The 26228-nt window shown below is 60.0% G+C and carries 22 protein-coding genes; 11 read left to right on the forward strand and 11 right to left on the reverse strand.

Going from position 1 to position 26228, the window contains the following annotated elements; translation table 11 throughout:
• The first annotated feature begins 17 nt into the window (after positions 1-17).
• The 3 genes from rimK (at position 18) to PVT67_RS11930 (ending at position 3311) form a co-directional block, all read left to right on the forward strand.
• Entirely contained in the window at positions 18-923 is a 906-nt protein-coding gene (gene rimK, locus PVT67_RS11920) for a 30S ribosomal protein S6--L-glutamate ligase (protein ID WP_301493835.1), read from the forward strand.
• Between the two features lie 2 nt (positions 924-925).
• Positions 926-1948: a succinylglutamate desuccinylase/aspartoacylase family protein gene (locus PVT67_RS11925; RefSeq protein ID WP_301493836.1), complete on the forward strand. Its 1023-nt coding sequence runs from the start codon at positions 926-928 to the stop codon at positions 1946-1948.
• A gap of 409 nt (positions 1949-2357) precedes the next feature.
• Positions 2358-3311, forward strand: coding sequence for a hypothetical protein (locus PVT67_RS11930; protein WP_301493837.1), 954 nt, complete (start codon positions 2358-2360; stop codon positions 3309-3311).
• 799 nt (positions 3312-4110) lie between these two features.
• Here PVT67_RS11930 and PVT67_RS11935 read toward each other — a convergent pair.
• On the reverse strand, positions 4111-5424 hold the full coding sequence (locus tag PVT67_RS11935; protein ID WP_301493838.1) for an ApeA N-terminal domain 1-containing protein: 1314 nt from the start codon (positions 5422-5424) through the stop codon (positions 4111-4113).
• A 688-nt stretch (positions 5425-6112) separates the two neighbouring features.
• Between PVT67_RS11935 and PVT67_RS11940 the strand changes: the two genes are divergently transcribed.
• On the forward strand, positions 6113-6961 hold the full coding sequence (locus tag PVT67_RS11940; RefSeq protein ID WP_301493839.1) for a hypothetical protein: 849 nt from the start codon (positions 6113-6115) through the stop codon (positions 6959-6961).
• Between the two features lie 32 nt (positions 6962-6993).
• On the opposite strand, the gene PVT67_RS11945 is transcribed toward PVT67_RS11940, so the two are convergent.
• The 5 genes from PVT67_RS11945 to PVT67_RS11965 form a co-directional block, all read right to left on the reverse strand.
• Positions 6994-8043 (reverse strand): AbrB family transcriptional regulator, encoded by a 1050-nt coding sequence (locus PVT67_RS11945; RefSeq protein WP_301493840.1) that lies wholly within the window; start codon positions 8041-8043, stop codon positions 6994-6996.
• Between the two features lie 59 nt (positions 8044-8102).
• Entirely contained in the window at positions 8103-9212 is a 1110-nt protein-coding gene (locus tag PVT67_RS11950; protein WP_301493841.1) for an ABC transporter permease, read from the reverse strand.
• Between the two features lie 34 nt (positions 9213-9246).
• Positions 9247-11916 (reverse strand): ribosome-associated ATPase/putative transporter RbbA, encoded by a 2670-nt coding sequence (gene rbbA, locus PVT67_RS11955; RefSeq protein ID WP_301493842.1) that lies wholly within the window; start codon positions 11914-11916, stop codon positions 9247-9249.
• A complete protein-coding gene (locus PVT67_RS11960; protein WP_301493843.1) occupies positions 11913-12884 on the reverse strand; it encodes an HlyD family secretion protein in 972 nt (323 codons plus the stop codon). Before PVT67_RS11960 ends, rbbA begins: the two co-directional genes overlap by 4 nt.
• A 128-nt stretch (positions 12885-13012) precedes the next feature.
• Entirely contained in the window at positions 13013-13618 is a 606-nt protein-coding gene (locus tag PVT67_RS11965; protein WP_301493844.1) for a peroxiredoxin, read from the reverse strand.
• Between the two features lie 205 nt (positions 13619-13823).
• Here PVT67_RS11965 and PVT67_RS11970 point away from each other — a divergent pair, with 205 nt between their 5' ends.
• The gene (locus PVT67_RS11970) at positions 13824-15149 is read left to right on the forward strand and encodes a Na+/H+ antiporter family protein (protein ID WP_301493845.1); all 1326 of its coding nucleotides are present in this window, start codon (positions 13824-13826) and stop codon (positions 15147-15149) included.
• A 61-nt stretch (positions 15150-15210) separates the two neighbouring features.
• Here the strand turns inward: PVT67_RS11970 and PVT67_RS11975 are convergent, their stop codons facing one another.
• Positions 15211-15564 carry a Grx4 family monothiol glutaredoxin gene (locus tag PVT67_RS11975; protein ID WP_301493846.1) on the reverse strand — a complete coding sequence of 118 codons (354 nt, stop codon included), beginning with the start codon at positions 15562-15564 and terminating at the stop codon, positions 15211-15213.
• Between the two features lie 177 nt (positions 15565-15741).
• Here PVT67_RS11975 and sodB point away from each other — a divergent pair, with 177 nt between their 5' ends.
• From sodB to PVT67_RS11995, 4 genes are all read left to right on the forward strand, one after another.
• A complete protein-coding gene (gene sodB / locus PVT67_RS11980; protein ID WP_301493847.1) occupies positions 15742-16323 on the forward strand; it encodes a superoxide dismutase [Fe] in 582 nt (193 codons plus the stop codon).
• A gap of 261 nt (positions 16324-16584) precedes the next feature.
• Positions 16585-18507, forward strand: a complete 1923-nt coding sequence (locus tag PVT67_RS11985; RefSeq protein ID WP_301493848.1) for a PrkA family serine protein kinase — start codon at positions 16585-16587, stop codon at positions 18505-18507.
• Positions 18508-18516: 9 nt separating this feature from the next.
• Complete coding sequence (locus PVT67_RS11990) at positions 18517-19788, forward strand: YeaH/YhbH family protein (protein ID WP_301493849.1); 1272 nt, start codon at positions 18517-18519, stop codon at positions 19786-19788.
• Positions 19789-19796: 8 nt separating this feature from the next.
• On the forward strand, positions 19797-21302 hold the full coding sequence (locus PVT67_RS11995) for a SpoVR family protein (protein ID WP_301493850.1): 1506 nt from the start codon (positions 19797-19799) through the stop codon (positions 21300-21302).
• A gap of 38 nt (positions 21303-21340) precedes the next feature.
• Here the strand turns inward: PVT67_RS11995 and fadR are convergent, their stop codons facing one another.
• Positions 21341-22051, reverse strand: a complete 711-nt coding sequence (gene fadR, locus PVT67_RS12000; protein ID WP_301493851.1) for a fatty acid metabolism transcriptional regulator FadR — start codon at positions 22049-22051, stop codon at positions 21341-21343.
• Between the two features lie 189 nt (positions 22052-22240).
• On the opposite strand from fadR, the gene nhaB reads away from it, so the two are divergent.
• A complete protein-coding gene (gene nhaB, locus PVT67_RS12005; RefSeq protein WP_301493852.1) occupies positions 22241-23830 on the forward strand; it encodes a sodium/proton antiporter NhaB in 1590 nt (529 codons plus the stop codon).
• Between the two features lie 77 nt (positions 23831-23907).
• Positions 23908-24426 carry a disulfide bond formation protein DsbB gene (gene dsbB / locus PVT67_RS12010; protein WP_301493853.1) on the forward strand — a complete coding sequence of 173 codons (519 nt, stop codon included), beginning with the start codon at positions 23908-23910 and terminating at the stop codon, positions 24424-24426.
• A gap of 47 nt (positions 24427-24473) precedes the next feature.
• Here dsbB and PVT67_RS12015 read toward each other — a convergent pair whose 3' ends face one another.
• The 3 genes from PVT67_RS12015 to PVT67_RS12025 are packed head-to-tail and all read right to left on the reverse strand — an operon-like array spanning position 24474 to position 26163.
• A complete protein-coding gene (locus tag PVT67_RS12015) occupies positions 24474-24923 on the reverse strand; it encodes a YcgN family cysteine cluster protein (protein WP_301493854.1) in 450 nt (149 codons plus the stop codon).
• A complete protein-coding gene (locus PVT67_RS12020; protein WP_301493855.1) occupies positions 24920-25891 on the reverse strand; it encodes a lytic murein transglycosylase in 972 nt (323 codons plus the stop codon). Before PVT67_RS12020 ends, PVT67_RS12015 begins: the two co-directional genes overlap by 4 nt.
• Positions 25888-26163, reverse strand: coding sequence for a YcgL domain-containing protein (locus PVT67_RS12025; RefSeq protein WP_301493856.1), 276 nt, complete (start codon positions 26161-26163; stop codon positions 25888-25890). The genes PVT67_RS12020 and PVT67_RS12025 overlap by 4 nt, the downstream gene beginning before the upstream one ends.
• Between the last annotated feature and the right edge of the window lie 65 nt (positions 26164-26228).

Consider the following 26228-nt stretch of genomic DNA (forward strand, 5'->3'; position numbering starts at 1 on the left):
TTAACAGGGAACCTCCCATGAAAATTGGCATCCTGTCCCGCAAGGCGGACCTTTACTCGACCCGCCGCCTGGTCGAAGCCGCCGAATCCCGGGGCCATGAGGTGCAGGTGTTGAACCACCTGCTGTGCTACATGAACATCACCTCCTTGCGTCCCAGCATCCACTACGGTGGCGTTGAGCTGGAGAACCCGGATGCCATCATTCCCCGCATCGGTGCCTCTGTCACCTTCTACGGCACCGCCGTGGTGCGCCAGTTCGAGATGATGGGGGTCTACTGCGTCAACGAATCGGTGGCCATCTCCCGCTCCCGCGACAAGCTGCGCAGCCTGCAACTGTTGGCCCGCAAGGGCATAGGCCTGCCCATCACCGGCTTCGCCCACTCCACCAAGGCCACGGACGATCTCATCGAGATGGTGGGCGGCGCGCCCCTGGTGGTCAAACTGCTGGAGAGCACCCAGGGCAAGGGCGTGGTGCTGGCCGAGACCCGCAAGGCGGCCGAGAGTACCATCGAGGCCTTCCGTAGCCTCGGCGGCCGCTTCCTGGTCCAGGAATACATCCGCGAGGCGGGCGGCGCCGACATCCGCTGCATCGTCGTCGGCGACAAGGTGGTGGCCTCCATGCAGCGCCAGGCCAAAGACGGGGAGTTCCGCTCCAACCTGCACCGTGGCGGCAGCGCCATACCGGTGCGCATCACCCCTGAGGAGCGCTCCACGGCCGTGCGCAGCGCCAAGATCATGGGCCTGGGGGTGGCGGGTGTGGATCTGCTGCGCTCCAACCACGGTCCCCTGGTGATGGAAGTGAACAGCTCCCCCGGCCTCGAAGGCATAGAGAACTCCACCGGCGTGGACGTGGCCGGCGCCATCATCGAGCACATCGAGAAGAAGGCCAAGCCCCACAGCAACAGAACCAAGGGCAAGGGCTGAGCATGAAACTGGGCGGCCTCAACATCCTTCCCGGCACCCGTGTCGAGCTGAAGCTGCCTGTGCCGCCCCTCTACACCAACGCCGCCATGGACATGCCGGTGACGGTGATCCGCGGCAAGAAGGACGGCCCCCGCCTCTTCGTCAGCGCCGCCATCCACGGCGACGAGATCAACGGCGTCGAGATAGTGCGCCGCCTCCTGGCCAGCTCCTTCGTCAAGCGCATCACCGGCACCCTGATCCTGGTGCCCGTGGTCAACGTCTACGGTTACGTCTCCAAGAGCCGCTACCTGCCGGACAGGCGCGATCTCAACCGCGCCTTCCCCGGCTCCGCCAAGGGCTCCATGACGGCCCGCCTGGCCCACAGCTTCATGACCGAGATAGTGGCCAACGCCAGCCACGGCATCGATCTCCATACAGGTGCCAAGCACCGCACCAACCTGCCGCAGATCCGCACCTCCCTCAACGACCACCAGGCCCTGGCCATGGCCAAGGCCTTCCGGGTGCCGGTGATCCTGAACGCCGAGCTGCGCGACGGCTCCCTGCGGGCCACGGCCGCCGAGAGCGGCTGCCCTGTGCTGCTCTACGAGGCAGGCGAGGCGCTGCGCTTCGACGAGTTCGCCATCCGCGCCGGCCTGCGCGGCATCGTCAACGTCATGCGCCACCTCGGCATGCTGCCCGAGAAGAAGGTCCAGGGCCGCTCCATAGCCCCGCAGATAGCCCAGGAGAGCCGCTGGGTGCGCGCCAACGGCTCCGGCATACTGCTCAGCACCAAGAACATCGGTGACGCCGTCCAGAAGAACGAAGTGATGGCCCACATCACCGATCCCCTCGGCAGCCGCCCCCTGGTGATCAGAAGCCCTGTCGACGGCATCGTCATAGGCCAGGCGACCCTGCCCCTGGTCCACGAGGGGGAGGCGCTGTTCAACGTCGCCCACACCGAGAAGGCCGATCAGGTCGAGGCGTCTTTGCCTCATTTCTATGACAATCTTGAACGGTTGGATGAGAGTGATTTTGCGCCTTTGTGATGGCTTCACTGCCTGATGGCGCGATTTGGGATGGTGAGGAAGCCGGGTTTATCCCGGTTTTATTTTGCTTGATCGGCTGGCGCCGGAACTGACTGGCATCGTTTCCTTTTAGCGTCCTGATTGACCTTTAAGCTCCTTTGTTCGCCGGGTCCCGCCCCGGCAGCCTGGGCCTAGCATTTAGGTACGTGAAAGCAGCTTAGAGGCTTCGAATCATCCGCTGCTTTAGCTTACTACTCATACATAGCCGATTACCAAGAGCTACAGCTGAAGCTGCCGTGGACATTGGCAGTTTACAAGTTTGTATTTTTTGGTCAGAGTAGTTGCTGAGATTGCACAAGTTTCAGCAGCAGAACGGCAGCAGTTTTAATGGGAAGTGTGGCAAAAAACACAGATGAAATAGGAGCTAGCTTTGTCACTAGATATCGCATACAGCATCGAAGCGGAAGACTATTTAGATCCGGATAGAGCATACGATCTTTACTGGGCAGGAATCATAAGTGACAAGAAAATGTTTCTATGCCCGGGAACTGATTGCAGTGCGCAAGTCACTTGTGCGAACTTGGATGAAGACCTCCAAGACATGAAGGTAGTCCCCCATTATAGGGTGTATGGAAAGCATAATGAATGCTGTGAAGTCTTTAATCAAATCCCACTCAACTTACATTATGAGAATGGACTTTCCGAGAAAGAAGAAAGACGATCCATTGACGAGTCAGTCGTAGATGTTTTTTTACTAGAAAGGCCAGACTCTTACTATGACGAGCCCAAGCAAACCAACGAAGGCGCTCAAAAAGCAATCATTAAATCAGATTCAACAAAATCCATAAAGAAAAAGACTCTCAGAGAGAATGGAAGCATCGGTAACATATACTCTGTGAGAACCGTCGTCAGTCGATATATTCGGTATAGAAAAGAAGGCTCTCTGGACCTAAGACGAGTTAACATCCAAGGAAAGGATGTGCAGTACAAGAGCATTTTCAAATGCATATGGGAGCAAGATCTATCTTACCTTCCAGACCATCCTGTAATTTATTACGGATGGGCATTTGTTAATAGACTTCCTTCAGGTCAGGGATATCAAATTAAGTTCAAAAAGAAATTTAAAAAAGAAAGTGATGACTTCACTTCAACCATTATGATTAGTGATCGATTAATAGAGAGTTATAAAATAAAGAAACTTGTATCAACAAGGCTTCAGAAAATATTCACTAGTGAGAAGCCGACAGCCTTTGTATTTATTTATGGAAAACCCGAGCAAAAAGAATCAAAATCTGGAAACAGATACGCTAATTTCTCTATATCCAACTTGGATATGATTGATATCAACTATGACTGCCCCTTACCAAAAGAATATAACAAATGAAGTTTTCTATATCATCTACACCCCATTAAGTAGAATCGGACAGGCTCGTTATCAGATTTAGAACTATTGTCATGCTCTTTTATTCGCCGGGTCCCGGCCCGGCAGCCGGGGTACTTTTGTTTCGGCAAAAGTACCCAAAACCACCGCCCCGACGTTCCGCGATGTCCTTACCTCTGGTCGCTTGCCGCTGACCGCTGCGTACGGTTCCCGACGCGTCCTCCGCTCGCTCGACATCCCTGTCTCGCGCCAGCTCACGCTCCCGACGGTAAGGCGCTCCACTAAAAAGGGGCTCCAACAGCGGGCAGCTTCGATAGATTTGTTTTCATATCGCAACGCACCATGCCTTCAACGAAGCTACCCGCTCTTATGCCCGTTAAGTGCAGCGCTGAGCCGGCGGGAGTGAAGGGACAGCTGAGACAGGGATGTCGAGGCAGGTGAGTACGCGTCGGGACACGCGTATGAACCGGTGCACCGGGAACGACCAGAGGCGAGGATCAAGCGAAACGCAGGGCGATGGTTTTGCCTACTTTTTCCGAAAAAAAAGTAGGGCGCGTGCAGGGGCGCCCCCCTGCATATAAATGAGTTATGAGTTCATAACCAAAGGTTAAGAAGAATGCTCAACAAGCGATAGGAATAAGTAAACACGCCAACTAATTTATATTTCTTGGATATAAAATATAACTCTAGGTCAAAAAGTTAAGTTTCACAAAGATATCTTTAAAAAATAGTTAGGACACTCCCCTAAAATTAGAGCATGGGAATAATGTGTTGGTGAAAAAAAACATTCACCCGCTAAAATCTATGGTAATGAACGCTCTTGATATCGGTGAATGACTTCCATTTCTATCCCCAGCTCTCCAAAAAGATAGGAAACTATTACTAACTTCATACCAAAACCAATGTTCACGTAGTCTCTAATATTCAATTTACTCATTATTTTCTTAGGCTTGCCCACGTGAGCTATTTCATTTCTCAGACTACCGATAGCTTCTCCTATTGAAGCACATTCAGCTTTCGAAAGAGACCGTTTTATAAAATCCAGTAGGCTTGGTGAGGAGTATTTACACACAGGGTATTCATACTTTAGCTTTTCTTTATCCCTATAAGATATAGCCTCCAAGTTTGTTGCGTAGAGAACTATGTCACAGTGAGCCTCGTGTAGGGTTCTATAGTTTTTCTCATAGCTGAAGACAGTAGCGATAACTTGATATTCATCATGAAGAGAAATCCATTTCTTCACAACCTTATCCAAGTCAATGCCTTTGCAATTTATTGGCATTTGGTGATGGTTAATTTTCCTCTTTGCCAATGCTATTGTGCCTGACTCTAGATCGACATTAGAAATAACACTTATCTTTCCATCACCATCTTGACGGCCTAATAGAATTTTTTCAGGAAAATTTGGAGCGCCAACAAGCATAGAGAACATCGATGAAATTATCCTCATTATATTAAAAAGCGATTCTATTGATTGATTTTCTTTTTCATATACAAAGACAACCTCCAACTCTTTCCTTAGGTACATCCGTTCACTAAGGTCAAGCCCATCTATTTTTTCCAACGCGTCAGATAAAATCATTCTTGCATTATCATCTTCTATTCTAACTAAATTTTTAAGGCGATTCGTCACATCAGAAAAAGATGCTCTATTTTCTAAACTAAGATTCCATTTATCGCCACAGATTCTCATCAAAGATTCGTCCTGATAGGGGACGACCTCTAAATTATCCACATCATTGAAAAATGCCTGCATGTGGTTTGTCGCAAAAGAGCAGTAATTATATTTTGTATCTCCATCTAAAAATTCACCGACAACCAAATAACGAATCTTGTGCTTCCCATATCTGGTTGTTAGCTGCCCAAATCTTAATCCACTGTTCCTGAAATCAAATGGACCTATGAGAGTGCATCTCTTCCCATTATCTAAAACCCCGATTAGATATTTGTACTCAAACTTAATATCGTTATCTGCAATGTTATAGTGAAGGATTAGCCCATCTTCTGGTGAGTAGGTTACCCTACCTGGGAACCTTGTTGCATAAGAATCTTCACTTTGAAAAAACTCTCCAAAGAATTCGAAATCATCAAGGACGCAAAATAATTTATCTTCCATTTCATGAGACTCCAAAAAATTCCAAGTTAGCATGTTCCATAATTGTTCAACAGGTCAAGTAAATGAGGTTTGATATATTTTCAACGAGGCATTGGGATGGATGATGAATCCTTTAGGTATAGCAACCTTAGGCAATGACTGAGTTTCATTAGCAAGGGGCTGGTTAAACCGCCTGCCGGGCCGGGACCCGGCGAATAAAGGCGTTATCAGGGTAAATGCAATAGAGACTAAAAAGCCCCGCCATGGCGAGGCTACAAGCCAAAGAACGGCTTAGTTCTTACAGCCATTCTTATCGCAGGTTACCTTTTCACTGGATGATACCCAGTGATCGGCGTGCTTCTTGGTATCGGTGCCACATCCGGTCGTCCCGCCTTTGGCTCCCTTATGTACAACACCAGTGGGGGTATGTTTAACGGCCATGCAAATCTCCTTTTAATGTGGATCGCATCTTCCTTAGCTGCATGGGGAGAGCACTTACCACCTCACTGCCCTACTCCAACAGCAGCAACCAAAGATAGCAGAGCACTCAGGGCAAGCGCCCAGCTTACGGCTACCAAGCCCCCCAAACGGCAACAAAACCTACATATTTGCAACAAATGTACACCCCGTGCTAAGGGTATAGCGCGCTGCCGCCCAAGGGCGGCGATCAACGCAACGCCACGGAAAAACACATAAAAAAGGAATATCCATGCGACAGATAGCGAAAATACTGGCCCTGGGTCTGACCCTGATCTCCTGCCTCTCCTATGGCTACGACAGGGAAGACTTCGACGCCCTCGGCTACCACTTCGAGTTCTGCAACGACTGCTCCAGCGACTACAGCTTCGAGCGGGCGGCCATCTCAGAAGCCTTCAAGAACGAGGAAGTGGTGCTGGCCAACATCAACACCGGCGAACTGCGGGCCTACCTGGTGATGTGGGAAACCGAGCCCGGCTCCCAGATGAAATTCGCCGACCAGATGACGGTGCCGGCCGAGGCCAGGAATTTCATGAGCGCCCTGATGGCGTACAAGGCCCAGGGTCAAAACGCCACCGTGGACAGCTGCAAGAACAGCTACGCCAACCAGCCCTTTGCCAAGACCCTGCAGATCCCGGCCTCCCTCAACGGCGTCGACACCAGCAGCGTCCAGGCGGTGCTGAACCACCCAACCATGGGCGGGAGCCAGGTCTCCAAGCTGCTCAGCCTCAACTTCGCCTCCGGCATCTGGGATAACATCAGCAACAAGTTCATGCCCGTGCTGCGCAAGATCCCCATCTTCGTGGTGGCCAAGTACGCCGACGGCTCACAGAGCGACTGGATAATGGGCGACTGGGCCTACCCCGAGCATCCGTTCAGGGACGTCGACGACACTGCCTGCGACGGCAACGGCAACGCCCTCAACCTCAAGTCGCCGAGGAACCCTGACGGCGTCGAGGGGCATATCGCCGACAACTATTCCGTTTCGGTCAGTGCCCCCAAGTGGTGCTTCGACACCGCCATCTTCTTTATGAACGGCTCCACCACGGGCGGTGACTGCCTGACTCTCGTCGCCCCCTGAAGACCCCAAAGAGGTGCCAAGCACCTCTTTTTTCAAGGCGGCCCCAAGCGGGCCTGCCTTCGCTCGAAACGCCTCGCCAAGAAGGCCGCCAAACTGGGTCCAAACAGCAAAATCAAGACAAAGCGCAGCGTCTGGATAGCCATCACGAAGGGCAGGTTGACGCCGCTGCCGGCGGCGATGATGGCGATGGCGTCCATGCCGCCGGGGCTGGTGGCAAGATAGGCGGTAAGGGGCGAGACCCCCAGCAGCCACACCAGCACCAGGCCGATAAGGGCGCAAAGCCCCATCAGGAGGCCTATGGCCAGCAGCATGGGCAGCAGCGCCTTCCTCGCCAAGGCCAGGGTCTCGCGGGTAAAGCCAAGGCCCACCTGCCAGCCCAGCACCACATAGGCGGCCCCCAGCAGCCAGGGCGGCAGCACCAGCTCAAATCCCAGCCCCAGGTGCAGCGCCGCCCCCAGGCCCATGGCCAGGAGGAAAGGGGCCGCCGCCAGCTTGAAGCGCCGCCCGGCCAGCATCAGGGCGAGGGCCAGCAGCGCCGTCAGGGCAAAGCCCAGGCCGTCCCAGGGCGGGACTTGGAGTTCATGGGGAGCCGTGCCCACAACATGGGCCACCAGGGAGGCGCTCAGGGCCACCAGCAGCACCCTCAGGTACTGCATCAAGGCCACCAGGCCCATGTCGGCGCCGCCGCTCTGGGCCATCATCACCATGGCCGAGGCGGCGCCGGGGAATATGCCCCAAAGGGCCGTGGTGCCGGGCAACCAGGGCCCCTTGCACAGCCACCAGCCGATCAGGCCGCTCAGCACCAGTATCGCCAGCACCACCAGCAGGTAGAGGGGCAACTGGCTCTTGAGGCTGTGCAGCAGCCCCAGGGAGATGCTGGCCGCCACCATCAGGCCGATCAACACCTGGGCCAGCGAGTAGCCGGCCTTGGGCAGGGCCAGGGGCGCGTCCCTCACCCCCAGCACCATGGCGGCCAGCATGGGCCCCAGCAGCAGGGCGGCGGGCAGCTTGAGGGCCTCGAGGGGCAGGGTGAACAGCAGCGACAGCAGCAACAGGGCTGCCCAGGCGTTAAGGCGCGACAAGCTGGACCTCCAGGGAAGGGAGCCCCACCTTGCCGCGCCACCGGGGGGAAGTCAAAGCCTCAGCCGCTGACCATCTTGCGAAAGCGGCCCAGCGCCAGGGCGAAGAAGACCAGGGCGCTCAAGGCCACGGCCAAGAGCTGGGGCCAGATGATGGCAAGGCCGGCGCCCCGGTAGAGCACCGCCTGGGCCAGGGCCACGTAGTGGGTGGAGGGCAGCAGCTGCATCAGGTACTGGAGCACGACCGGCATGGAGTCCAGGGGGGTAATGCCGCCGGAGAGCAGCTGCATCACCACGAACACGGGAATGGCCAGCAGGCCGAACTGGGGCATGGTGCGGGCCAGGGTCGCCAGCCAGATCCCAAGGGAGGTGACGGCCCCCAGGTAGACCAAAGAGCCCAGCACGAACAGCGGCACAGAGCCGTTGATGGGCACCCCCAGCACCCCTTCGACCATGGCGTAGAGGGAGACGACCGCCGCCAGCAGTATAACCAGGCCGTTGGCCCAGACTTTGGCCAGCATGATCTCCATGGCCGAGAGCGGCATCACCAAGAGGTGCTCCAAGGTGCCGTGCTCCCGCTCGCGGATAACGGCGGCGCCGGTGAGGATGATGGCCAGCAGGGTGACGTTGTTGATGAGCTGCATCACCGCCATGAACCAGCCGGTGTTGAGGTTGGGGTTGAAATAGGCGCGGGTCACCAGCGCCACCGCCGGCACCTGGTCCTGGCCGAAGGCCTCGGCCAGGGTCTGGGCCAGTATCGCCTTGATGTAGCCGGCGCCGGTGCCGGCCTGGCTGATGGCGCTGGCATCCACCTGCAGCCCCAGTTCGGGATGGCGGCCGGCGTGGAGATCGGCGGAGAAGCGGGGCGGGATCTGCAGGGCGAAGGTGACCTTGCCCTGCTCCAGCAGCCGGTCCAGCTCGCCGTCCCCCTGCACCTGGACGGCGGGGCGGAAATAGGGGGGCAGGAAGGCCTCGGTGAGCCTGGCCGAGAGCGGGCTCTGGTCAAGGTCCTGCACCGCTATGGCGGCATTGCGCACATCGGTGTTGGCGCCCTTGCTGATGGCGTAGAGGGCCAGGGTGAAGGTGTAAAGGATCAGCACCATCATCACCGGATCCTTCAAGAGGCTCCACAGCTCCTTGACCCCCAGGGCATAGACGTTGCGCCATTTCATAAGGAGCCCTCCTCGAGGGGCCATGGGCTTGGGCTCATGACTCCTGCTCCTTCATCACCGACACCGCCAGGGCCACGAAGAGTACGGCAAAGGCCGCCAGGGCCAGCAGGCTGGGGACCAGCTCGGCCAGCCCCAGGCCCTTGGCGAAGACCCCTTCGCTGAGGGTATGGAAATAGGCGGGCGGGAACAGGACCCCCATCCACTTGGCCACCCCCGTCATGGAGGCCAGGGGCACGATGAAGCCGGAGAAGTTCACGGCCGGCAGTATGGAGAGGATGGCGGCGGCGAAGAGCGCCGCCACCTGGGTGCGCACGAAGGCGGAGATGAGCAGCCCAAAGCCGGTGGTGGCGGTGACATAGAGCAGCACCCCCAGCCCCAAGGCCAGGAAGCTGCCCTTGACCGGTACCTGGAAGAGCCAGAGGGCCAGCAGCAGCATGGTCAGGCCGTTGACGCAGGCGATGAGCACATAGGGCAGCTGCTTGCCGAGCAGGAACTCCAGGCGCGTCACAGGGGTGGCGTAGAGGTTGAGGATGGAGCCCAGCTCCTTTTCCCGCACCACGCCGACGGCAGTGAGGATGGCCGGGATCACGGCCAGCAGCAGCATCAGCACCCCGGGCACCATGGCGTTGACGCTCTTGAAGGCCTGGTTGTAGCGAAAGCGCAGCTCGAGATCGACAGGATTGGGGCCGGCCAGCTGCCGGTCTGCCAGGAACTGCTGGTGCACCCCCAGCACATAGCCTCTCGCCGTCTCGCCGCGAAAGGGCATGGCGCCGTCCAACCAGGCCGCTACCTGGGGGTGGCGCCCGGCCTTGAGATCGCGGCCAAAGCCCGGCGGTATGGCCAGCACCAGCCGCAGCTTGCCGCTACGCAGCCGCGCCATGGCCTCCTGCTCGCTGGCCACCGGGGCCTGTTCCTGGAAGTAACGGGAGCCGCGGAACTCCTCCAGGTAGGCCCGGCTCGAGGGGCTCTGATCCTGGTCGAAGGCGGCGAAGGGTAGGTGCTCCACGTCGAAGGAGATGCCGTAGCCGAACACCACCATCAGCAGCAAGGTGCCCAGCAGGGCAAAGGCCAGGCGGATGGGGTCGCGCTTGATCTCCATGGACTCGCGGCGGGCATAGGCCCAGAGCCGCTTCAAGGAGAAGGGGGCCACCGCCCTGCCCTCGGTTTCAACCTCGCCCCCCAGGTCGCCACTCTCCTGGGGCGGCTGGGCAGCCTCCAGGTAATGGATGAAGGCCCCTTCCAGATCGCCGGCGCCGCTTTCGGCCACCAGCGCTTCCGGCTTGCCTTGGGCCAGCACCTGGCCGGCGTGCATCAGGGAGATGCGGTCGCAGCGCCCCGCCTCGTTCATGAAGTGGGTCGAGATGAAGATGGTCACCCCTTCCTGGCGGGACAGCTCGTGGAGCAAGGTCCAGAACTGGTCGCGGGCCTGGGGATCCACCCCAGAGGTGGGTTCGTCGAGGATCAGCAGCCTGGGGCCGTGCAGCACGGCCACGGCCAGCTGCAGGCGCTGCTTGAGGCCGAGCGGCAGGGCCTCGGCGCCCTGCTCTGCAGCGCCGTCCAGGCCGAAGCGGGCCAGCAACCCTGCTATCCGCGCCTGGGGCTCGGCGATGGCGTAGAGCCTGGCGTGCAGCTCCAGGTTGGCCCTGACCGTCAGCTCACCGTAGAGGGAGAAGGCCTGGGTCATGTAGCCGACCTTGGCGCGCATGGCCAGGCTGTGCTCCGTGACCGGTTCGCCGAAGATGGTGGCGCTGCCCTCGGTGGGGGGCAAGAGACCTGTGAGCATCTTCATGGTGGTGGTCTTGCCGCAGCCGTTGGAGCCGAGGAAGCCGAAGATCTCCCCCTTCTCTATGCTAAGGCTCACCTGGTCCACGGCCGTGAAATCGCCGAAGCGGCAGGTCAGGGCCTCGGCCACTATGGCCGGCTCGCCGCCACCGTCTTTAAGGGGCAGCGGTTGGAAGGGCTGGCCGTCGCCGCCCTTGAGGGCCACGAAGGCGGCCTCGAGGTCGGCCTTGCCGGTGCGCGCCAGCAGCCCCTGGGGGCTGTCCAGGGCCAGCACCTTGCCGGCGTCCAGGGCCATCACCTGGTCCAGCATCATGGCCTCTTCCATGTAGGCGGTGGCCACCACCAGGCTCATCTGGGGCCGGGCCTCACGGATCTTGGCCACCAGGGTCCAGAACTGGCGGCGGCTCAAAGGGTCGACGCCTGTGGTGGGTTCGTCCAGCAGCAGCAGCTTGGGATCGTGGATAAGGGCGCAGCAGAGGCCCAGCTTCTGCTTCATGCCGCCGGAGAGCTTGCCGGCCGGCCTGTCGCGAAAGGCCCAGAGGTGGGTGGCCTCCAGCAGCTGGCGGGCGCGGCGCTCCCGCTCCGCCCGGCCCTGGCCGAAGAGGCGGCCGAAAAAATCGATGTTCTCCCAGACCGAGAGGGTGGGGTAGAGGTTCTTGCCAAGGCCCTGTGGCATATAGGCGATGTCGGCGCAGACCTTGCGCCGCTGGCTGCGCCTGGCCATGTCCGCCCCCAGCACCTGTACCTTGCCCTGTTGCAAGGCTTTGGTGCCGGCGATGAGGTCCAGCAGGGTCGACTTGCCGACCCCGTCCGGCCCTATGATGCCGAGGCTCTGGCCGGGCGCCAGGCGCAGGCTGGCCTCATCCAGGGCCAGGTTGTCGCCGTAGCGGTGGCTGACCCCTTCGAGGCGGATGGCGCTCATGACTTGAAGGGGGTTTCAAGGTTGGCCGGCCAGGGCTTGGTGGCGTCCAGGCGCACCCAGGCCACGCCGGGCAGGCCCGTCTTCACCTGTTGGATATGGGCCTCGAGCAGGGCCTTGGGAATGCGCACCTTGACCCTGAACATCAGCTTCTCCCGCTCGTCTTGGGTCTCCACCTGCTTGGGGGTGAACTGGGCGTCGCTGGCCACGAAGCTGACGGTGGCGGGGATGGGCTTGTCGGGGATGACGTCCAGCACTATGCGGGCTTCACTGCCCAGGGCCAGCTTGCCGGCCAACGTCTGGGGCAGGAAGATGGACATGGTGACGTCGGTGAGATCCAGCAAGGTCAGCACCCGGCCGCCGGCCCCCAGCACTTCACCGACGTTGGCCAGGCGGTACTGGATACGGCCGTCGCGGGGGGCCCGCAATACCGTCTCGTCCAACTGGGACTGGAGGCTGTCGACCCCGGCCTCGGCCTCGTCTATGGCGCCCTTGGCCGCTACCGCCCTGGCCTTGGCGGCCGTGACATTGGCCTTGGCGACCTGGAAGCCGGACTCGGCCTCGTCATACTGGGCGCGGGCGACCAGCTTCTTGGCCAACAGCTCCTTGGCCCTCTTGTACTGCAACTCGGCCAGGTTGAGCTGGCTCTGGGCCTGCTCCACCTGGGCCTGGGCGGACAGGAGGTTGTCGCCGGCCTGGCGGGCCTTGGCCTGGGCCTGGCGCAGCTGGGCTTCCAAAGTGGCGCTGTCCATCCTGGCCAGGATCTGGCCCTTGGTGACGAAGTCCCCTTCGTTGACCAGCAGCTGGTCCAGGCGGCCGCCGTACTTGCTGGCCACGTCCAGTTCCACCGCTTCTATCCTGCCGTTACCCGAGGCAAAGCCTTCGGGGCTGCCCTTGAGCAGCCAATGTTGCCCCAGCCAGACGGCCAGGGCCGCGACGACGAGGGCGGCCAGCACTAGCCCTTTACGCATGATGAACTCCTTTTTCGGCGATGGTAGCGGCAGACAAAGATGAAGCCGTTGTTTTATATCAAAGTTGTCGGACCACTGACACAAAAAAACCCGGGCTGGGCCCGGGCTTTTCTCGAGGCAGGCAAGCCTTACAGCTTGTCGGCGTTCTCGGCCAGGTAGGTGGCAACGCCGTCGGCGTCGGCCTTCATACCCTTGTCGCCTTTGTTCCAGCCGGCAGGGCAGACTTCGCCGTGCTCTTCGGTGAACTGGAGGGCATCGATCATGCGCAACATCTCGTCGATGTTACGGCCCAGCGGCAGGTCGTTGACGACCTGGTGACGGACGTTGCCGGCCTTGTCGATCAGGAAGGAGCCGCGGAAGGCAACACCGGCTTCGGGGTGCTCTACGTCGTAGGCCTGGCAGATGGCATGCTTGACGTCGGCAACCAGGGGGTAGCCAACCTGGCCGATACCGCCCTTGTCGACCGGGGTGTTACGCCAGGCGTGGTGAGTGAACTGGGAGTCGATGGAAACACCTATGACTTCCACGCCACGCTTGGTGAACTCTTCCAGGCGGTGATCGAAGGCGATCAGCTCCGAGGGGCACACGAAGGTGAAGTCCAGGGGGTAGAAGAACAGCACAGCGTATTTGCCGCTGATGTGGGACTTGAGGTTGAAGTTGTCGACGATCTCACCGTTGCCGAGTACGGCGGCAGCGGTAAAGTCGGGGGCAGCGCGGCCTACGAGTACGCTCATTGCACTTCTCCAGTTGGGGGTTTGGCATGCCGGGGCATGCAATTTATCAGGGGCTGATTATAAGGACTGGCCGCCGTGGCACAAGGGGCGTCGCTTCGCGCAGGGGGACCAAGCGGCGCCGCCGCGGGTCGAACGGCCGAGGGCTGCGTCGACAAGGCGGCCGCTCCCCTGCTAGGCTGGCCTTTTCCACAATAAAAATAAGACGATGTTACTCAATCCCGTCATCCTTTCCGTCACCCTGCTGCTGGTGCTGAGCCTGCTGCGCATCAACGTGGTGGTGGCCCTGGCCCTGTCGGCCCTGGCCGCAGGCCTTTGTGGCGGCCTCGACATCAACGAGAGCCTCAAGGCCTTCTCCGGCGGCCTCGGCAACGGCGCCGAGATCGCCCTAGGCTACGCCATGCTGGGGGCCTTCGCCGTGGCCATAGCCCACTCCGGCATCACCGAATGGGGAGCGGCCGAGATCATTGGCCGCCTGGGGGCCACGCCCAGCCCGCGCCGCCGCCTGGTGGTCAAGAACATACTGCTGCTGGCGATCCTCAGCATGGCCATCATGTCCCAGAACCTGGTGCCCATCCATATCGCCTTCATCCCCATACTGATACCGCCGCTGCTGGGGGTGCTCAGCGACCTCAAGGTGGACCGCCGCCTGGTGGCCTGCATCATGACCTTCGGCCTGGTGACCCCCTACATGGTGCTGCCGGTGGGCTTCGGCGGCATCTTCCTCAACAAGCTGCTGCTGCCCAACCTCACCAACAACGGCCTCCATATCGATGCGGCCCTGCTGCCCAAGGCCATGTTGATCCCGGGCCTCGGCATGGTGGTGGGCCTGCTGATCGCCGTCTTCTTCAGCTACCGCAAGCCGCGCCACTATGACACCAGCCATGTGCCGGGCGAGCCGCCTGACCACCGCAAACCGGACTGGAAGACCCTGACCGTCTCTGTGCTGGCGCTGGGCATCGCCTTTGCCCTGCAGCGCTACACCGATTCGGTGATCCTCGGCGCCCTGGTGGGCTTCTGCGTCTTCATCCTTGGCGGCGTGGTGCCCTGGAAGGAGAGCCAGGACGCCTTCACCGACGGGGTCCGGATGATGTCCCTCATCGGCTTCATCATGATCACCGCCTCCGGCTACGCCGAGGTGGTCAAGGCCACGGGCGCCGTCGACACATTGGTGCAGAGCCTGTCCGGGGATCTGCAGTCCAAGCCCATGGCGGCGGCCCTGATGCTGCTGGTGGGGCTCTTCGTGACCATGGGCATCGGCTCCAGCTTCTCCACAGTGCCCATCATCGCCACCCTCTATGTGCCGCTCTGCATGAGCCTCGGCTTCTCGCCGCTCGCCACCGCCGCCATCGTCGGCACGGCCGCGGCCCTGGGGGACGCCGGCTCGCCGGCCTCGGACAGCACAGTAGGCCCCACGGCCGGCCTCAACGCCGACGGCCAGCACGACCATATCCGCGATTCGGTGCTGCCCACCTTCATCCACTACAACCTGCCGCTGCTGGTGGCGGGCTGGGTGGCGGCCATGGTGCTCTAGGGCCAACATCCAGCGACAAAAAAGCCCGGGACCTGCCCGGGCTTTTTCTCAAGGCAGGGCCTTACTCGGCCGCCTCTTCCTTCTTGTGCTTGGCCGCGGTTTCCTTGATCAGGGGCTGCAGCTCACCACGCTGGTACATTTCCAGGATGATGTCGCAGCCGCCGATCAGCTCCCCTTCCACCCACAGCTGGGGGAAGGTGGGCCAGTTGGCGTACTTGGGCAGCTCGGCACGGATGTCGGGGTTCTGCAGTATGTCCACGTAGGCGAAAGCCTCGCCGCAGGCCATCAGGGCCTGGGAAGCCTGGGCGGAGAAGCCGCAGCTGGGCAGCTTGGGGGAGCCCTTCATGTACAGCAGTATGTGGTGTTCGGCGATTTGGCCTTTGATGCGTGCAATGGTGTCTTCGATGGTGTCCATGACAACCTCTAGAATGAGTGCGTGGCGCTATTGTACTGTGACTGACCGCCACACCCAAGAGGCCAGCCGCGCAAAGCGCCAGCTAAACAAAATAATCACTTTATATATTCACAGCCGCCGGACTCTGAGTACAATGTCCGACGAGCCAATGTCGAACGCAACCAAAGGAGAGGAAACATGGCTTTCGAATTGCCTGCACTTCCCTACGAGAAAAACGCCCTGGAACCCCATATCTCTGCCGAGACCCTGGAGTACCACTACGGTAAGCACCACAACACCTACGTGGTGAACCTCAACAACCTGACTGCCGGCACCGAAAACGAAGGCAAGTCCCTGGAAGACATCATCAAGTCCTCCACAGGTGGCCTCTTCAACAACGCCGCCCAGGTCTGGAACCACACCTTCTACTGGCACTGCCTGAGCCCCAACGGCGGCGGCGCTGCCACCGGTGCCGTGGCTGACGCCATCAACGCCGCCTTCGGCTCCTTCGACGCCTTCAAGGAAGAGTTCACCAAGAACGCCGTGGGCAACTTCGGTTCCGGCTGGACCTGGCTGGTGAAGAAAGCCGACGGCTCCGTGGCCATCCACAACACCTCCAACGCCGGCTGCCCCATCACCGAGGGTGTCACCCCGCTGCTGACCGTCGACGTCTGGGAACACGCCTACTACATCGACTACCGCAACCTGCGTCCCAAGTACATGGAAGCCTTCTGGGCCCTGGTCAACTGGGACTTCGTGAACCAGAACCTCGCCGGCTGATCTGCCCGTCGATAGACCCCTTGTCAAAAAGCCCTCTTCGGAGGGCTTTTTATTTGGGCCGCCAAGAGCCTGATCCACCGCTTGTATTTTCCCACCAGGCCGGCACCACCCTCCCCTTTAGCTGCAGCCAGTTTAAGGGAATGTGAAATTTTAACTTAGATTTCCGAGCCTTAAATTAACGGCAAATCCATAAGGCCCGTCTACGCTTATAGGGAAACTGGACCATTGACCGGTCATCTCATTACTGAGTCAGGGGGAGTCATGAGCATTATCGAGCATTACCGGCAGCGCTATGAGGAGGCGCGCGAGGAAGAATATTCACTGGAAGAATTCCTCGAACTTTGTAAGCACGACAAGATGGCCTTCGCCACCGCCAGCGAGCGGCTGCTGGCCGCCATAGGCGAGCCGGAAATGGTGGACACGGCCAAACATCCTCGCCTGTCCCGCATCTTCTCCAACCGTGTCGTGGCCCGTTACCCGGCCTTCTCCGAATTTTACGGCATGGAAGAATCCATAGAGCAGATAGTGGCCTACCTCAAGCACGCTGGCCAGGGCCTGGAAGAGCGCAAACAAATTCTCTACCTTCTTGGCCCTGTGGGAGGTGGTAAGTCTTCCCTGGCCGAGAAGCTCAAGTACCTGATGCAGAAAGAGCCCATCTACATGCTCAAGGGCTCGCCGGTGCAGGACCATCCCCTCTGCCTCTTCGATCCCAACGAGGACGCCGAGCTGTTCCTCAGCGAGTACGGTATTCCCCGCCGCGCCCTGGAGGTGATCATGTCCCCCTGGGCCGCCAAGCGCCTCAAGGAATACGGCGGCGACATCTCCAAGTTCCGGGTGGTCAAGGTCAACCCTTCCATCCTCAACCAGGTGGCGGTGGCCAAGACCGAGCCCGGTGACGAGAACAACCAGGACATCTCCAGCCTGGTGGGCAAGGTGGATATCCGCAAATTAGAAGAATTCAGCCAGAACGACGCCGACGCCTATTCCTACTCCGGCGCCCTGTGCCGCGCCAACCAGGGCATCATGGAGTTCGTGGAGATGTTCAAGGCCCCCATCAAGGTGTTGCACCCCTTGCTGACCGCCACCCAGGAAGGTAACTACAACGGCACCGAGAGCCTCTCGGCCCTGCCCTTCCAAGGCATTATCCTGGCCCACTCCAACGAGTCCGAATGGCAGGCGTTTCGCAACAACCGCAACAACGAGGCCTTCCTCGACCGCGTCTTCATCGTCAAGGTGCCTTACTGCCTGAGGGTCACCGAAGAGATCCGCATCTACAACAAGCTCATCGAGAACTCCGAACTGGCCGAGGCCCCTTGCGCCCCCGGCACCCTGGAGACCATGGCCCAGTTCTCGGTGCTTTCCCGCCTCAAGGAGCCGGAAAACTCCAGCCTCTTTTCCAAGATGCGGGTCTATGACGGCGAGAGCCTCAAGGACACGGACCCCAAGGCCAAGAGCTACCAGGAATACCGGGATTACGCCGGGGTCGACGAGGGCATGACAGGGCTTTCCACCCGCTTTGCCTTCAAGATCCTGTCCAGGGTGTTCAACTTCGACCACTCGGAGGTGGCGGCCAACCCGGTGCACCTCTTCTTCGTGCTGGAACAGCAGATAGACCGCGAGCAGTTCCCCCAGGAAACGTCCGAGCGCTACAAGGAATTCCTGAAGGGCTACCTGGTCCCCAAATACGTGGACTTCATCGGCAAGGAGATCCAGACCGCCTACCTCGAATCCTATTCCGAGTACGGCCAGAACATCTTCGACCGCTATGTCATCTACGCCGACTTCTGGATCCAGGACCAGGAATACCGGGATCCGGAAACCGGCCAGTTGTTCGACCGCGCCGCCCTCAACGCCGAGCTGGAGAAGATAGAGAAGCCGGCCGGGATCTCCAATCCCAAGGATTTCCGCAACGAAATCGTCAACTTCGTGCTCAGGGCCAGGGCCAACAACAACGGCAAGAACCCCACCTGGACCAGCTACGAAAAGCTCAAGTCGGTCATCGAGAAGAAGATGTTCTCCAACACCGAAGAGCTGCTGCCGGTCATCTCCTTCAACGCCAAGACCTCGGCCGAAGAGCGCAAGAAACACGATGACTTTGTCGAACGGATGATGGACAAAGGCTACACCCGCAAGCAGGTCCGGTTGCTGTCCGACTGGTATCTGCGGGTGCGTAAATCCTCTTGAGGAGGGCCCATGTCCCATTTCATCGACAGGCGGCAAAACGCCAAGGGCAAGAGCACGGTCAACCGCAATCGCTTCCTGCGCCGCTACAAGACGCAGATCAAGAAGGCGATGTCGGACGCCATCACCAAGCGTTCGGTGGAGGACATCAACTCGGGGGAGTCGGTGTCCATACCGGCCCGTGACATCTCCGAACCCATCTTCCACCAAGGTAAGGGGGGCCTGCGGGAGCGGGTCCACCCCGGCAACGACCAGTTCCTGCCCGGCGACAAGATAGCCAGGCCCCAGGGCGGAGGCGGCGGTGGTGGCGCCGGCCAGGGGGAGGCATCGGACAGTGGCGAAGGCCAGGACGACTTCGTGTTCGAGATCTCCAAGGACGAGTACCTGGATCTCTTGTTTGAAGATCTGGAGTTGCCCAACCTGGAGAAGAGCCAGCTGGCGCAACTGGTGGAATGGGAAAACCGCCGCGCCGGCTTCGTCAACCAGGGGGTGCCCAGCCGTATCAACGTGGTGCGCTCCCTCAAGCAGAGCCTGGCCAGGCGCATGGCCATCACCGCCGGGCGAAAACGCCATCTCAAGGAACTGCTGGCCCAGCTTGCAGAACTGGAAGCTGACCCCACCGCCACCCAGGAGGCCATCAGCGCCATCAAGGAAGAGATAGCCACCCTCAAGGCCGCCATCGACAAGGTGCCCTTCATCGACACCTTCGACCTGCGCTACAACAACTTCGAGCGGATCCCCATTCCCTCCAGCCGGGCCGTGATGTTCTGCCTGATGGACGTGTCGGGCTCCATGGACCAGGCCACCAAGGACATGGCCAAGCGCTTCTACATACTGCTCTACCTCTTCCTGACCCGTACCTACAAGCACATAGAGGTGGTCTATATCCGCCACCACACCCAGGCCAAGGAGGTGGACGAACACGAGTTCTTCTACAGCCAGGAGACGGGGGGCACCATCGTCAGCTCGGCCCTGACCATGATGGTGGAGATCATGCGCAAGCGCTACCCGCCGGACCAGTGGAACGTCTACGCCGCCCAGGCATCGGACGGTGACAACTGGGCCGACGACAGTCCCACCTGCGCCAAGCTGCTGGCCGAGCAGATACTGCCCTTCGTCCGTTACTACAGCTACATCGAGATCACCCACAGATCCCATCAGACCCTGTGGCGGGAATACGAAGGGCTGGCGGCCCAGTTCCATAACTTCGCCATCCAGCATATCCAGGACGTGGGGGATATCTATCCCGTATTCAGAGAACTCTTTCGCAAGCAGGCCGCCTAGGAGGGAATATGGCGAAAGTGCGCACGCCGCTGCCAGACGGGCCCGACTGGACCTTTGACGACCTGGTGCTCTACGACAAGGAGATAGCCAGGGTCGCCGAGCATTATGGCCTTGAGACTTACCCCAACCAGATGGAGGTCATCACCGCCGAGCAGATGCTGGACGCATACAGCTCGGTGGGCATGCCCATCGGCTACAGCCATTGGTCTTTCGGCAAGAAATTCATCCAGTCAGAGCAGTCCTACCGCCGCGGCCATATGGGCCTGGCCTACGAAATCGTCATCAACTCCGATCCCTGCATCGCCTACCTGATGGAGGAAAACAGCCTGCCGATGCAGGCCCTGGTCATAGCCCATGCCTGCTATGGCCACAATTCCTTCTTCAAGAACAACTACCTGTTCAAGACCTGGACCGACGCTGAGAGCATCATCGACTACCTGGTGTTCGCCAAGAACTACATCCGCGCCTGCGAGGAACGCCACGGCGCCCGCGAAGTGGAGTTGTTGCTGGACGCCTGCCATGCGTTGATGAATTTCGGGGTGGACCGTTACAAACGGCCTTCGGAGATCTCCCTGGCCGAGGAAAAACGCCGCCAGGAAGAACGGGAAGCCTACCTGCAAAGCCAGGTCAACGAGCTGTGGCGCACCCTGCCCCAGCCCAAGGAGCAGACGATGCAGGAGCGGCGCTTCCCCGAGGAGCCCCAGGAGAACATCCTCTATTTCATCGAGAAGAACGCCCCCCTGCTGGAGCCCTGGCAAAGGGAGGTGGTGCGCATAGTCCGCAAGATAGCCCAGTACTTCTACCCCCAGCGCCAGACCCAGGTGATGAACGAGGGCTGGGCCAGCTTCTGGCACTACACCCTGCTCAACCACCTCTACGACGAGGGCAAGGTCACGGAACGCTTCATGCTGGAAGTGCTGCATTCCCACACCAGCGTGGTGTTCCAGCCCGACTACAACAGCCCCTACTACAGCGGCATCAACCCCTATGCCCTGGGTTTCGCCATGTTCAGGGACATCCGCCGCATCTGCGAGGCCCCCACGGAAGAAGACAAGGCCTTCTTCCCGGAGCTGGCCGGCAGCAACTGGCTGGAGGCGGTGCATTTCGCGATGCAGAATTTCAAGGACGAGTCCTTCGTGGGCCAGTACCTGTCGCCCAAGGTGATGCGGGACCTGCGGCTCTTCGCCATCCGCGACGACGACGCCAAGAACTACCTGGACGTGACCGCCATCCACAACGACGACGGTTACCGCCAGGTGCGCCAGACCTTGTCGGCCCAGTACAACCTGGCCAACAACGAACCCAACATCCAGGTCTACCAGGTGGATGTGCGAGGCGACAGGTCCATGACCCTGCGCTACGTGCCCCACAACCGCATCCCCCTGCACGAGAGCACGGCCCAGGAGGTACTCAAGCACCTCTACTACCTGTGGAAGTTCGACGTGCACCTGGAAGTGGAACACGCCAACGGCGAGGTGGAGCCTCGACTCTCCTGCCCACCCAGCCTCAAATGAAAAAGGCGCCTGACGGCGCCTTTTCTCTTAGGGTCTGCTCAGTCGACGATATCGGAAGGGATATCGGAGCGCATGCTGACCCAGACCCGGCCGGAGTCCAGGCCGTACTTGCGCACCACCGGCAGGGCTTCTTCGAACTTGTGGGCGGCAGCCAGCTCCTTGAGGGTGGCGTAGTACTTCAGCGCCAGCTCCCGGGCCTTGGGATTGGAGAAGTAGAACTTGCCGACGCGGCTATAGAGGTTCTTGAAACCGTTCAGGATCAGCACGTAGATGGGGTTGCCGCTGGCGGCGGACAGGGCGTGGTGCAGGTGGTAGTCATAGAGGGCGAAGGCCACAGGATCTTCACCCAGGGCCTCGGCCTCGGCCAGTACCTTCACCGCCTTCTCGGGGGCGTGCTTGAGGGCGCTGCGGATGAAGATGGCGCTGATGTTGGTGCGGGCGGACAGCAGGTGATCCACCAGCTCGGGGAAACGGTCCTGGTCAAGGCGGGCCAGGGTCTCGAGGATATTGAGGCCGCTGGTTTCCCAAAAGTTGTTCACCCGGGTCGGCTTGCCATGCTGGATGGTCAGCCAGCCGTCGCGGGCCAGGCGCTGCAACACTTCACGCAGCGTGGTACGGGTCACGCCGATCAGCTCTGACAGCTCACGCTCCGCCGGCAGTATTGAGCCTTGGGGAAACCTGTTGTTCCAGATCGACTCAATGATGTATTCCTCAGCGAATCCTGCTGGGCTTTGCGCTTTGATAATCATGCGAGTAGTGCTGCCTGTTGTCATTATTCGATAACGAAAGCCGATTCTAGCGGCGGCGCCCACAAAAATAAACTTTTGCCCGCTTTTGCGACCAAGGGCCTATCCTAGGTAACAGGTAGGAGTGCAATCAGCTTTGACTGTCCTTAAGATAGCTGAAAAACAAACACAATCCGCTTCTGGGGAACTTGCATGTCGTCCACCCTTTCAATGCCTCGGGCACTGATGGCCAACTTTCTTGGCCATGCCCCCGATTGGTACAAGCTGACCATAGTCGGCTGCCTTATCGTCAACCCCATCCTCTTCCATCTGAGCCCCTTTCTCGCGGGTTGGGTCCTGATCGTCGAATTCATCTTCACCCTGGCCATGGCCCTCAAATGCTACCCGCTGCAGCCCGGCGGCCTGCTGGCCATAGAAGCGGTCATCATCGGCATGACCAGCCCGGCCCATGTCAAGGCCGAGATGCTGGCCAACCTGGAAGTGCTGCTGCTGCTGATCTTCATGGTGGCGGGCATCTATTTCATGAAGGATCTGCTGCTGACCATCTTCACCAAGATGCTGCTCAGGGTCCGTTCCAAGAGCCTGCTGTCCCTGGCCTTCTGCCTGGCGGCCGCCTTCCTGTCCGCCTTCCTCGACGCCCTGACGGTGGTGGCGGTGATCATCGCCGTGGCCACCGGCTTCTACGCCATCTACCACAAGGTGGCCTCGGGCACAGACCCCCACAATGACGACCACGACCACACCTCAGACGACGCCGTCCACGAGCTGACCCGTAAAGATCTCAACATCTTCCGCGCCTTCCTGCGCAGCCTGATGATGCACGCCTCCGTCGGCACCGCCCTGGGTGGCGTCTGCACCATGGTGGGCGAGCCCCAGAACCTCATCATCGCCGAGAACGCCGGTTGGCAGTTCGTCGAGTTCCTGCTGCGCATGGGCCCCGTCACCTTGCCGGTGCTGATCTGCGGCCTGGCCACCTGCCTGGTGGTGGAGAAATTCAAGCTGTTCGGTTACGGCGCTAAGCTGCCCGGCGCCGTGCGCCAGGTGCTGCTGGACTACGCCCAGGCCCAGGACGCCAAGCGCAGCAACCGCGACAAGGCCAAGCTCTATGTCCAGGCCGTGGTGGCCGTCTGGCTGATCCTCGGCCTGGCCCTGCACCTGGCCGCCGTCGGCCTCATCGGCCTGTCCGTCATCATCTTCACCACCTCCGCCTGCGGCGTCACCGAAGAGCATCAGCTCGGCAAGGCCTTCGAAGAGTCCCTGCCCTTCACGGCGCTGCTGGCCGTGTTCTTCACCGTAGTGGCCGTCATCATCGACCAGCAGCTGTTCAGGCCTGTCATCGACTGGGTGTTGACCTTCGAAGGCACCCATCAGCTGGCCATGTTCTATGTGGCCAACGGCCTGCTGTCCATGGTCTCCGACAACGTCTTCGTCGGCACCGTCTACATCAACGAGGTCCACGCCGCCCTGAACGCCGGCACCATCACCCGTGACCAGTTCGACATGCTGGCCGTGGCCATCAATACCGGCACCAACCTGCCGTCCGTAGCCACCCCCAACGGCCAGGCCGCCTTCCTGTTCCTGCTGACCTCGGCCCTGGCGCCGCTGCTGCGCCTGTCCTACGGCCGCATGGTGTGGATGGCCCTGCCCTACACCCTGGTGCTGACCCTGGTGGGCCTGGCCAGCGTCTACCTGCTGCTGCCCGACATGACCCAGAGCCTCTACGACCACGGCCTCATCAACCACCACCAGCCCGGTGCGTCCATGATCCCAAGCGGCCATTAAGTCGGCAAAAAGCCGTGCGCAAGCACGGCTTTTTCTGTTTAATAGCTTCCCATTATCACATTGAAATTGAGTGCCTTATGCTCAGACACCTCGCCACAATGAGAACCCCCTGGCTGCTGCTGGCTGCCAGCGCCCTGATCCTGGAGATGGTTGCCCTCTTCTTCCAGTACGGCATGCGCCTGGAGCCCTGCGTCATGTGCGTCTATCAGCGGGTGGCGGTGCTGGGGATCTTCGCGGCCGGTATCCTGGGTGCCCTGGCCCCGGCCCAGCCCCTGGTCCGCTTTTCCGGCCTGGGCGCCTGGCTGGTGGCTTCCGGTTGGGGCCTGAAGATCGCCTATGAGCATGTGGATCTGCAGCTCGACCCCTCCCCCTTCAAGCAATGTGCCTTCATCCCCGACTTCCCGTCCTGGTTCAAGGTGGACCAGTGGCTGCCGGCCGTGTTCGAAGCCCGTGGCGACTGCACCCAGACCGTCTGGCAGTTCCTTGGCCTGTCCATGCCCCAGTGGATGATGGTGATCTTCGGCCTCTACCTGCTGGTGGCCTTGGCGGTGCTGGCCGGCCAGCTGCTGCCCCAAAGGCAAGCAGCCAAGGCCTGATTAAAAAGCCATAAAAAAACCGCCCGAGTGGCGGTTTTTTTATGTCCTTAATCCACGTCTTCCAGTGGCCAGAGGACGATGAAATCCGCCGGATCCAGATCAGGGCCTTCCTTGACCGTCTTGTGGCGGATGGACATGTCGGCGGCGTGCATCTTGTGCTTCTTACCGCCGTTCAACAGCGGGTGCCAGCTGGGCAGGCCCCTGCCTTCGGAGAGGCGGCGGTAGGCACAGCTCGGCGGCAGCCAGTTGAAGCTGTCCAGGTTGTCGGGCTTGAGTTGCAGGCAGTCAGGGACCTTCTTGAACCTGTTGGGGTAGTCGGAGCAGTCGCCGCTGCGCAGATCCAGCAGCTCGCAACAGACGGCCGTGTGGTAGATCTCGTCGGTATCCTCGTCCTGGAGCTTGTGCAGGCAGCATTTGCCGCAACCGTCGCAGAGGGACTCCCACTCTGCCTGGCTCATTTCCTTGAGCGACTTGGTTTCCCAGAAGCGCTCGATCATTTTGCCTCCACGGGTGGCCAGATGATGCGATCGGCCAGGAGGCCGACGCCGGTGGCGAAGTAGTCGGAGCGGTTCCAGCGCTTGAGCACCTGGTAGTTGTTGTAGACCAGGTAGATACGGCCGTCAGGGCCGTCAGAGGCCTTGAGCTGGGCCTTCATGTCCACCTTGGGCAGCGGGCCGCCATCGTAGCGGCGCAGGCCCAGCTTGGCCCAATCGTCCAGGGACTTGATCTCTTCCTTCAAGGCCCAGTCGAAATGGGCAGGTACCTTGACCTGGCGACCCCAGGTCTGGTCGTCCTTCCAGCCGGCCTTGGCCAGGTAGTTGGCGATGGATGCGAAGACGTCTGCGGTATCGTTCCAGATGTCCTTCTTGCCGTCGCCGTCACCGTCCACGGCCAGGGCCAGGAAGGAGCTGGGCATGAACTGGGTCTGACCCATGGCGCCGGCCCAGGAGCCGGTGAAGTGGGCCAGGTCGATATGGCCCTGCTCGAGGATCTTCAGGGCTGCGAACAGCTCGTCCTTGAAGAAGGACTCGCGGCGGCCTTCGAACGCCAGGGAGGTCAGGGCCGAGATCACCGAGAAATGGCCCTGCACCTTGCCGAAGCTGGACTCCTTGGCCCAAAGCGCGACTATGTACTGGGGCTGGACCCCGTAGGCCTTGGCCACTTTATCCAGCTCGGCCCTGTGGGTATTGAACAGCTGGCGGGCCTTCTTGACCTTCCATTCAGGCAGGGTGCTGTGCAGGTAACCTTCCAGGGTCAGCCGCACCTCGGGCTGGCTGCGGTCGGCCTGGATGGCGCGATGAAGCAGCTTGACGTCGGTAAAGGCCATGTCCACCGTCTGCTGCTTGATACCCTGGGTTAGGGCTTCGGCCTTGAGCTTGGCCACATAGGTGCCAAAATCCCGCTGCTCCTCGGCGCCGGCCAGGGACGGCAGCAACAGCAGCAGGGCCGCCAGTGAACGCTTCATGCAGCCCCCTGCCCGGCCTTGTGGGCCTTGAGGAGATCTTCGGGGGGCGGCGGCAATTGCAGGTAATAGCCCTTGTCATCGAAGGCGGCGGTCAGCTCCTCGATGGAGAGCCTGGCCAGCTTGCGCTCGGGCTTGAGTAACAGGGGCATAACAAAGACAGGCCGGCCGAAGATCGCCATCAAATCCTCCGGCACCTGGGAAAAGTCGTCTTTCCTGGGGATGTAAAGATAGGTGTCGGCTTTTTTCGCACTTTTATAAACAGCGCACAACATAAGGGGTCATCGTCTTGCCTGGCGTGGACCCTCACTATACCATGGCCGCTATGGACCAAGCACCC

It is taken from the genome of Gallaecimonas kandeliae (assembly GCF_030450055.1).
Classification (GTDB): Bacteria; Pseudomonadota; Gammaproteobacteria; order Enterobacterales; family Gallaecimonadaceae; genus Gallaecimonas; species Gallaecimonas kandeliae.

What these genes read in the sequence shown, in the direction of transcription:
- PVT67_RS11950 (WP_301493841.1), bottom strand. Translation starts at nt 9,212, where the DNA reads ATGAAATGGCGCAACGTCTATGCCCTGGGGGTCAAGGAGCTGTGGAGC.
- PVT67_RS11975 (WP_301493846.1), bottom strand. Translation starts at nt 15,564, where the DNA reads ATGGACACCATCGAAGACACCATTGCACGCATCAAAGGCCAAATCGCC.
- PVT67_RS11960 (WP_301493843.1), bottom strand. Translation starts at nt 12,884, where the DNA reads ATGCGTAAAGGGCTAGTGCTGGCCGCCCTCGTCGTCGCGGCCCTGGCC.
- PVT67_RS11970 (WP_301493845.1), top strand. Translation starts at nt 13,824, where the DNA reads ATGTTACTCAATCCCGTCATCCTTTCCGTCACCCTGCTGCTGGTGCTG.
- rimK (WP_301493835.1), top strand. Translation starts at nt 18, where the DNA reads ATGAAAATTGGCATCCTGTCCCGCAAGGCGGACCTTTACTCGACCCGC.
- PVT67_RS11940 (WP_301493839.1), top strand. Translation starts at nt 6,113, where the DNA reads ATGCGACAGATAGCGAAAATACTGGCCCTGGGTCTGACCCTGATCTCC.
- PVT67_RS12020 (WP_301493855.1), bottom strand. Translation starts at nt 25,891, where the DNA reads ATGAAGCGTTCACTGGCGGCCCTGCTGCTGTTGCTGCCGTCCCTGGCC.
- PVT67_RS12025 (WP_301493856.1), bottom strand. Translation starts at nt 26,163, where the DNA reads ATGTTGTGCGCTGTTTATAAAAGTGCGAAAAAAGCCGACACCTATCTT.
- dsbB (WP_301493853.1), top strand. Translation starts at nt 23,908, where the DNA reads ATGCTCAGACACCTCGCCACAATGAGAACCCCCTGGCTGCTGCTGGCT.
- PVT67_RS11990 (WP_301493849.1), top strand. Translation starts at nt 18,517, where the DNA reads ATGTCCCATTTCATCGACAGGCGGCAAAACGCCAAGGGCAAGAGCACG.
- nhaB (WP_301493852.1), top strand. Translation starts at nt 22,241, where the DNA reads ATGTCGTCCACCCTTTCAATGCCTCGGGCACTGATGGCCAACTTTCTT.
- PVT67_RS12015 (WP_301493854.1), bottom strand. Translation starts at nt 24,923, where the DNA reads ATGATCGAGCGCTTCTGGGAAACCAAGTCGCTCAAGGAAATGAGCCAG.
- sodB (WP_301493847.1), top strand. Translation starts at nt 15,742, where the DNA reads ATGGCTTTCGAATTGCCTGCACTTCCCTACGAGAAAAACGCCCTGGAA.
- PVT67_RS11965 (WP_301493844.1), bottom strand. Translation starts at nt 13,618, where the DNA reads ATGAGCGTACTCGTAGGCCGCGCTGCCCCCGACTTTACCGCTGCCGCC.
- PVT67_RS11935 (WP_301493838.1), bottom strand. Translation starts at nt 5,424, where the DNA reads ATGGAAGATAAATTATTTTGCGTCCTTGATGATTTCGAATTCTTTGGA.
- fadR (WP_301493851.1), bottom strand. Translation starts at nt 22,051, where the DNA reads ATGATTATCAAAGCGCAAAGCCCAGCAGGATTCGCTGAGGAATACATC.
- PVT67_RS11995 (WP_301493850.1), top strand. Translation starts at nt 19,797, where the DNA reads ATGGCGAAAGTGCGCACGCCGCTGCCAGACGGGCCCGACTGGACCTTT.
- PVT67_RS11925 (WP_301493836.1), top strand. Translation starts at nt 926, where the DNA reads ATGAAACTGGGCGGCCTCAACATCCTTCCCGGCACCCGTGTCGAGCTG.
- PVT67_RS11985 (WP_301493848.1), top strand. Translation starts at nt 16,585, where the DNA reads ATGAGCATTATCGAGCATTACCGGCAGCGCTATGAGGAGGCGCGCGAG.
- rbbA (WP_301493842.1), bottom strand. Translation starts at nt 11,916, where the DNA reads ATGAGCGCCATCCGCCTCGAAGGGGTCAGCCACCGCTACGGCGACAAC.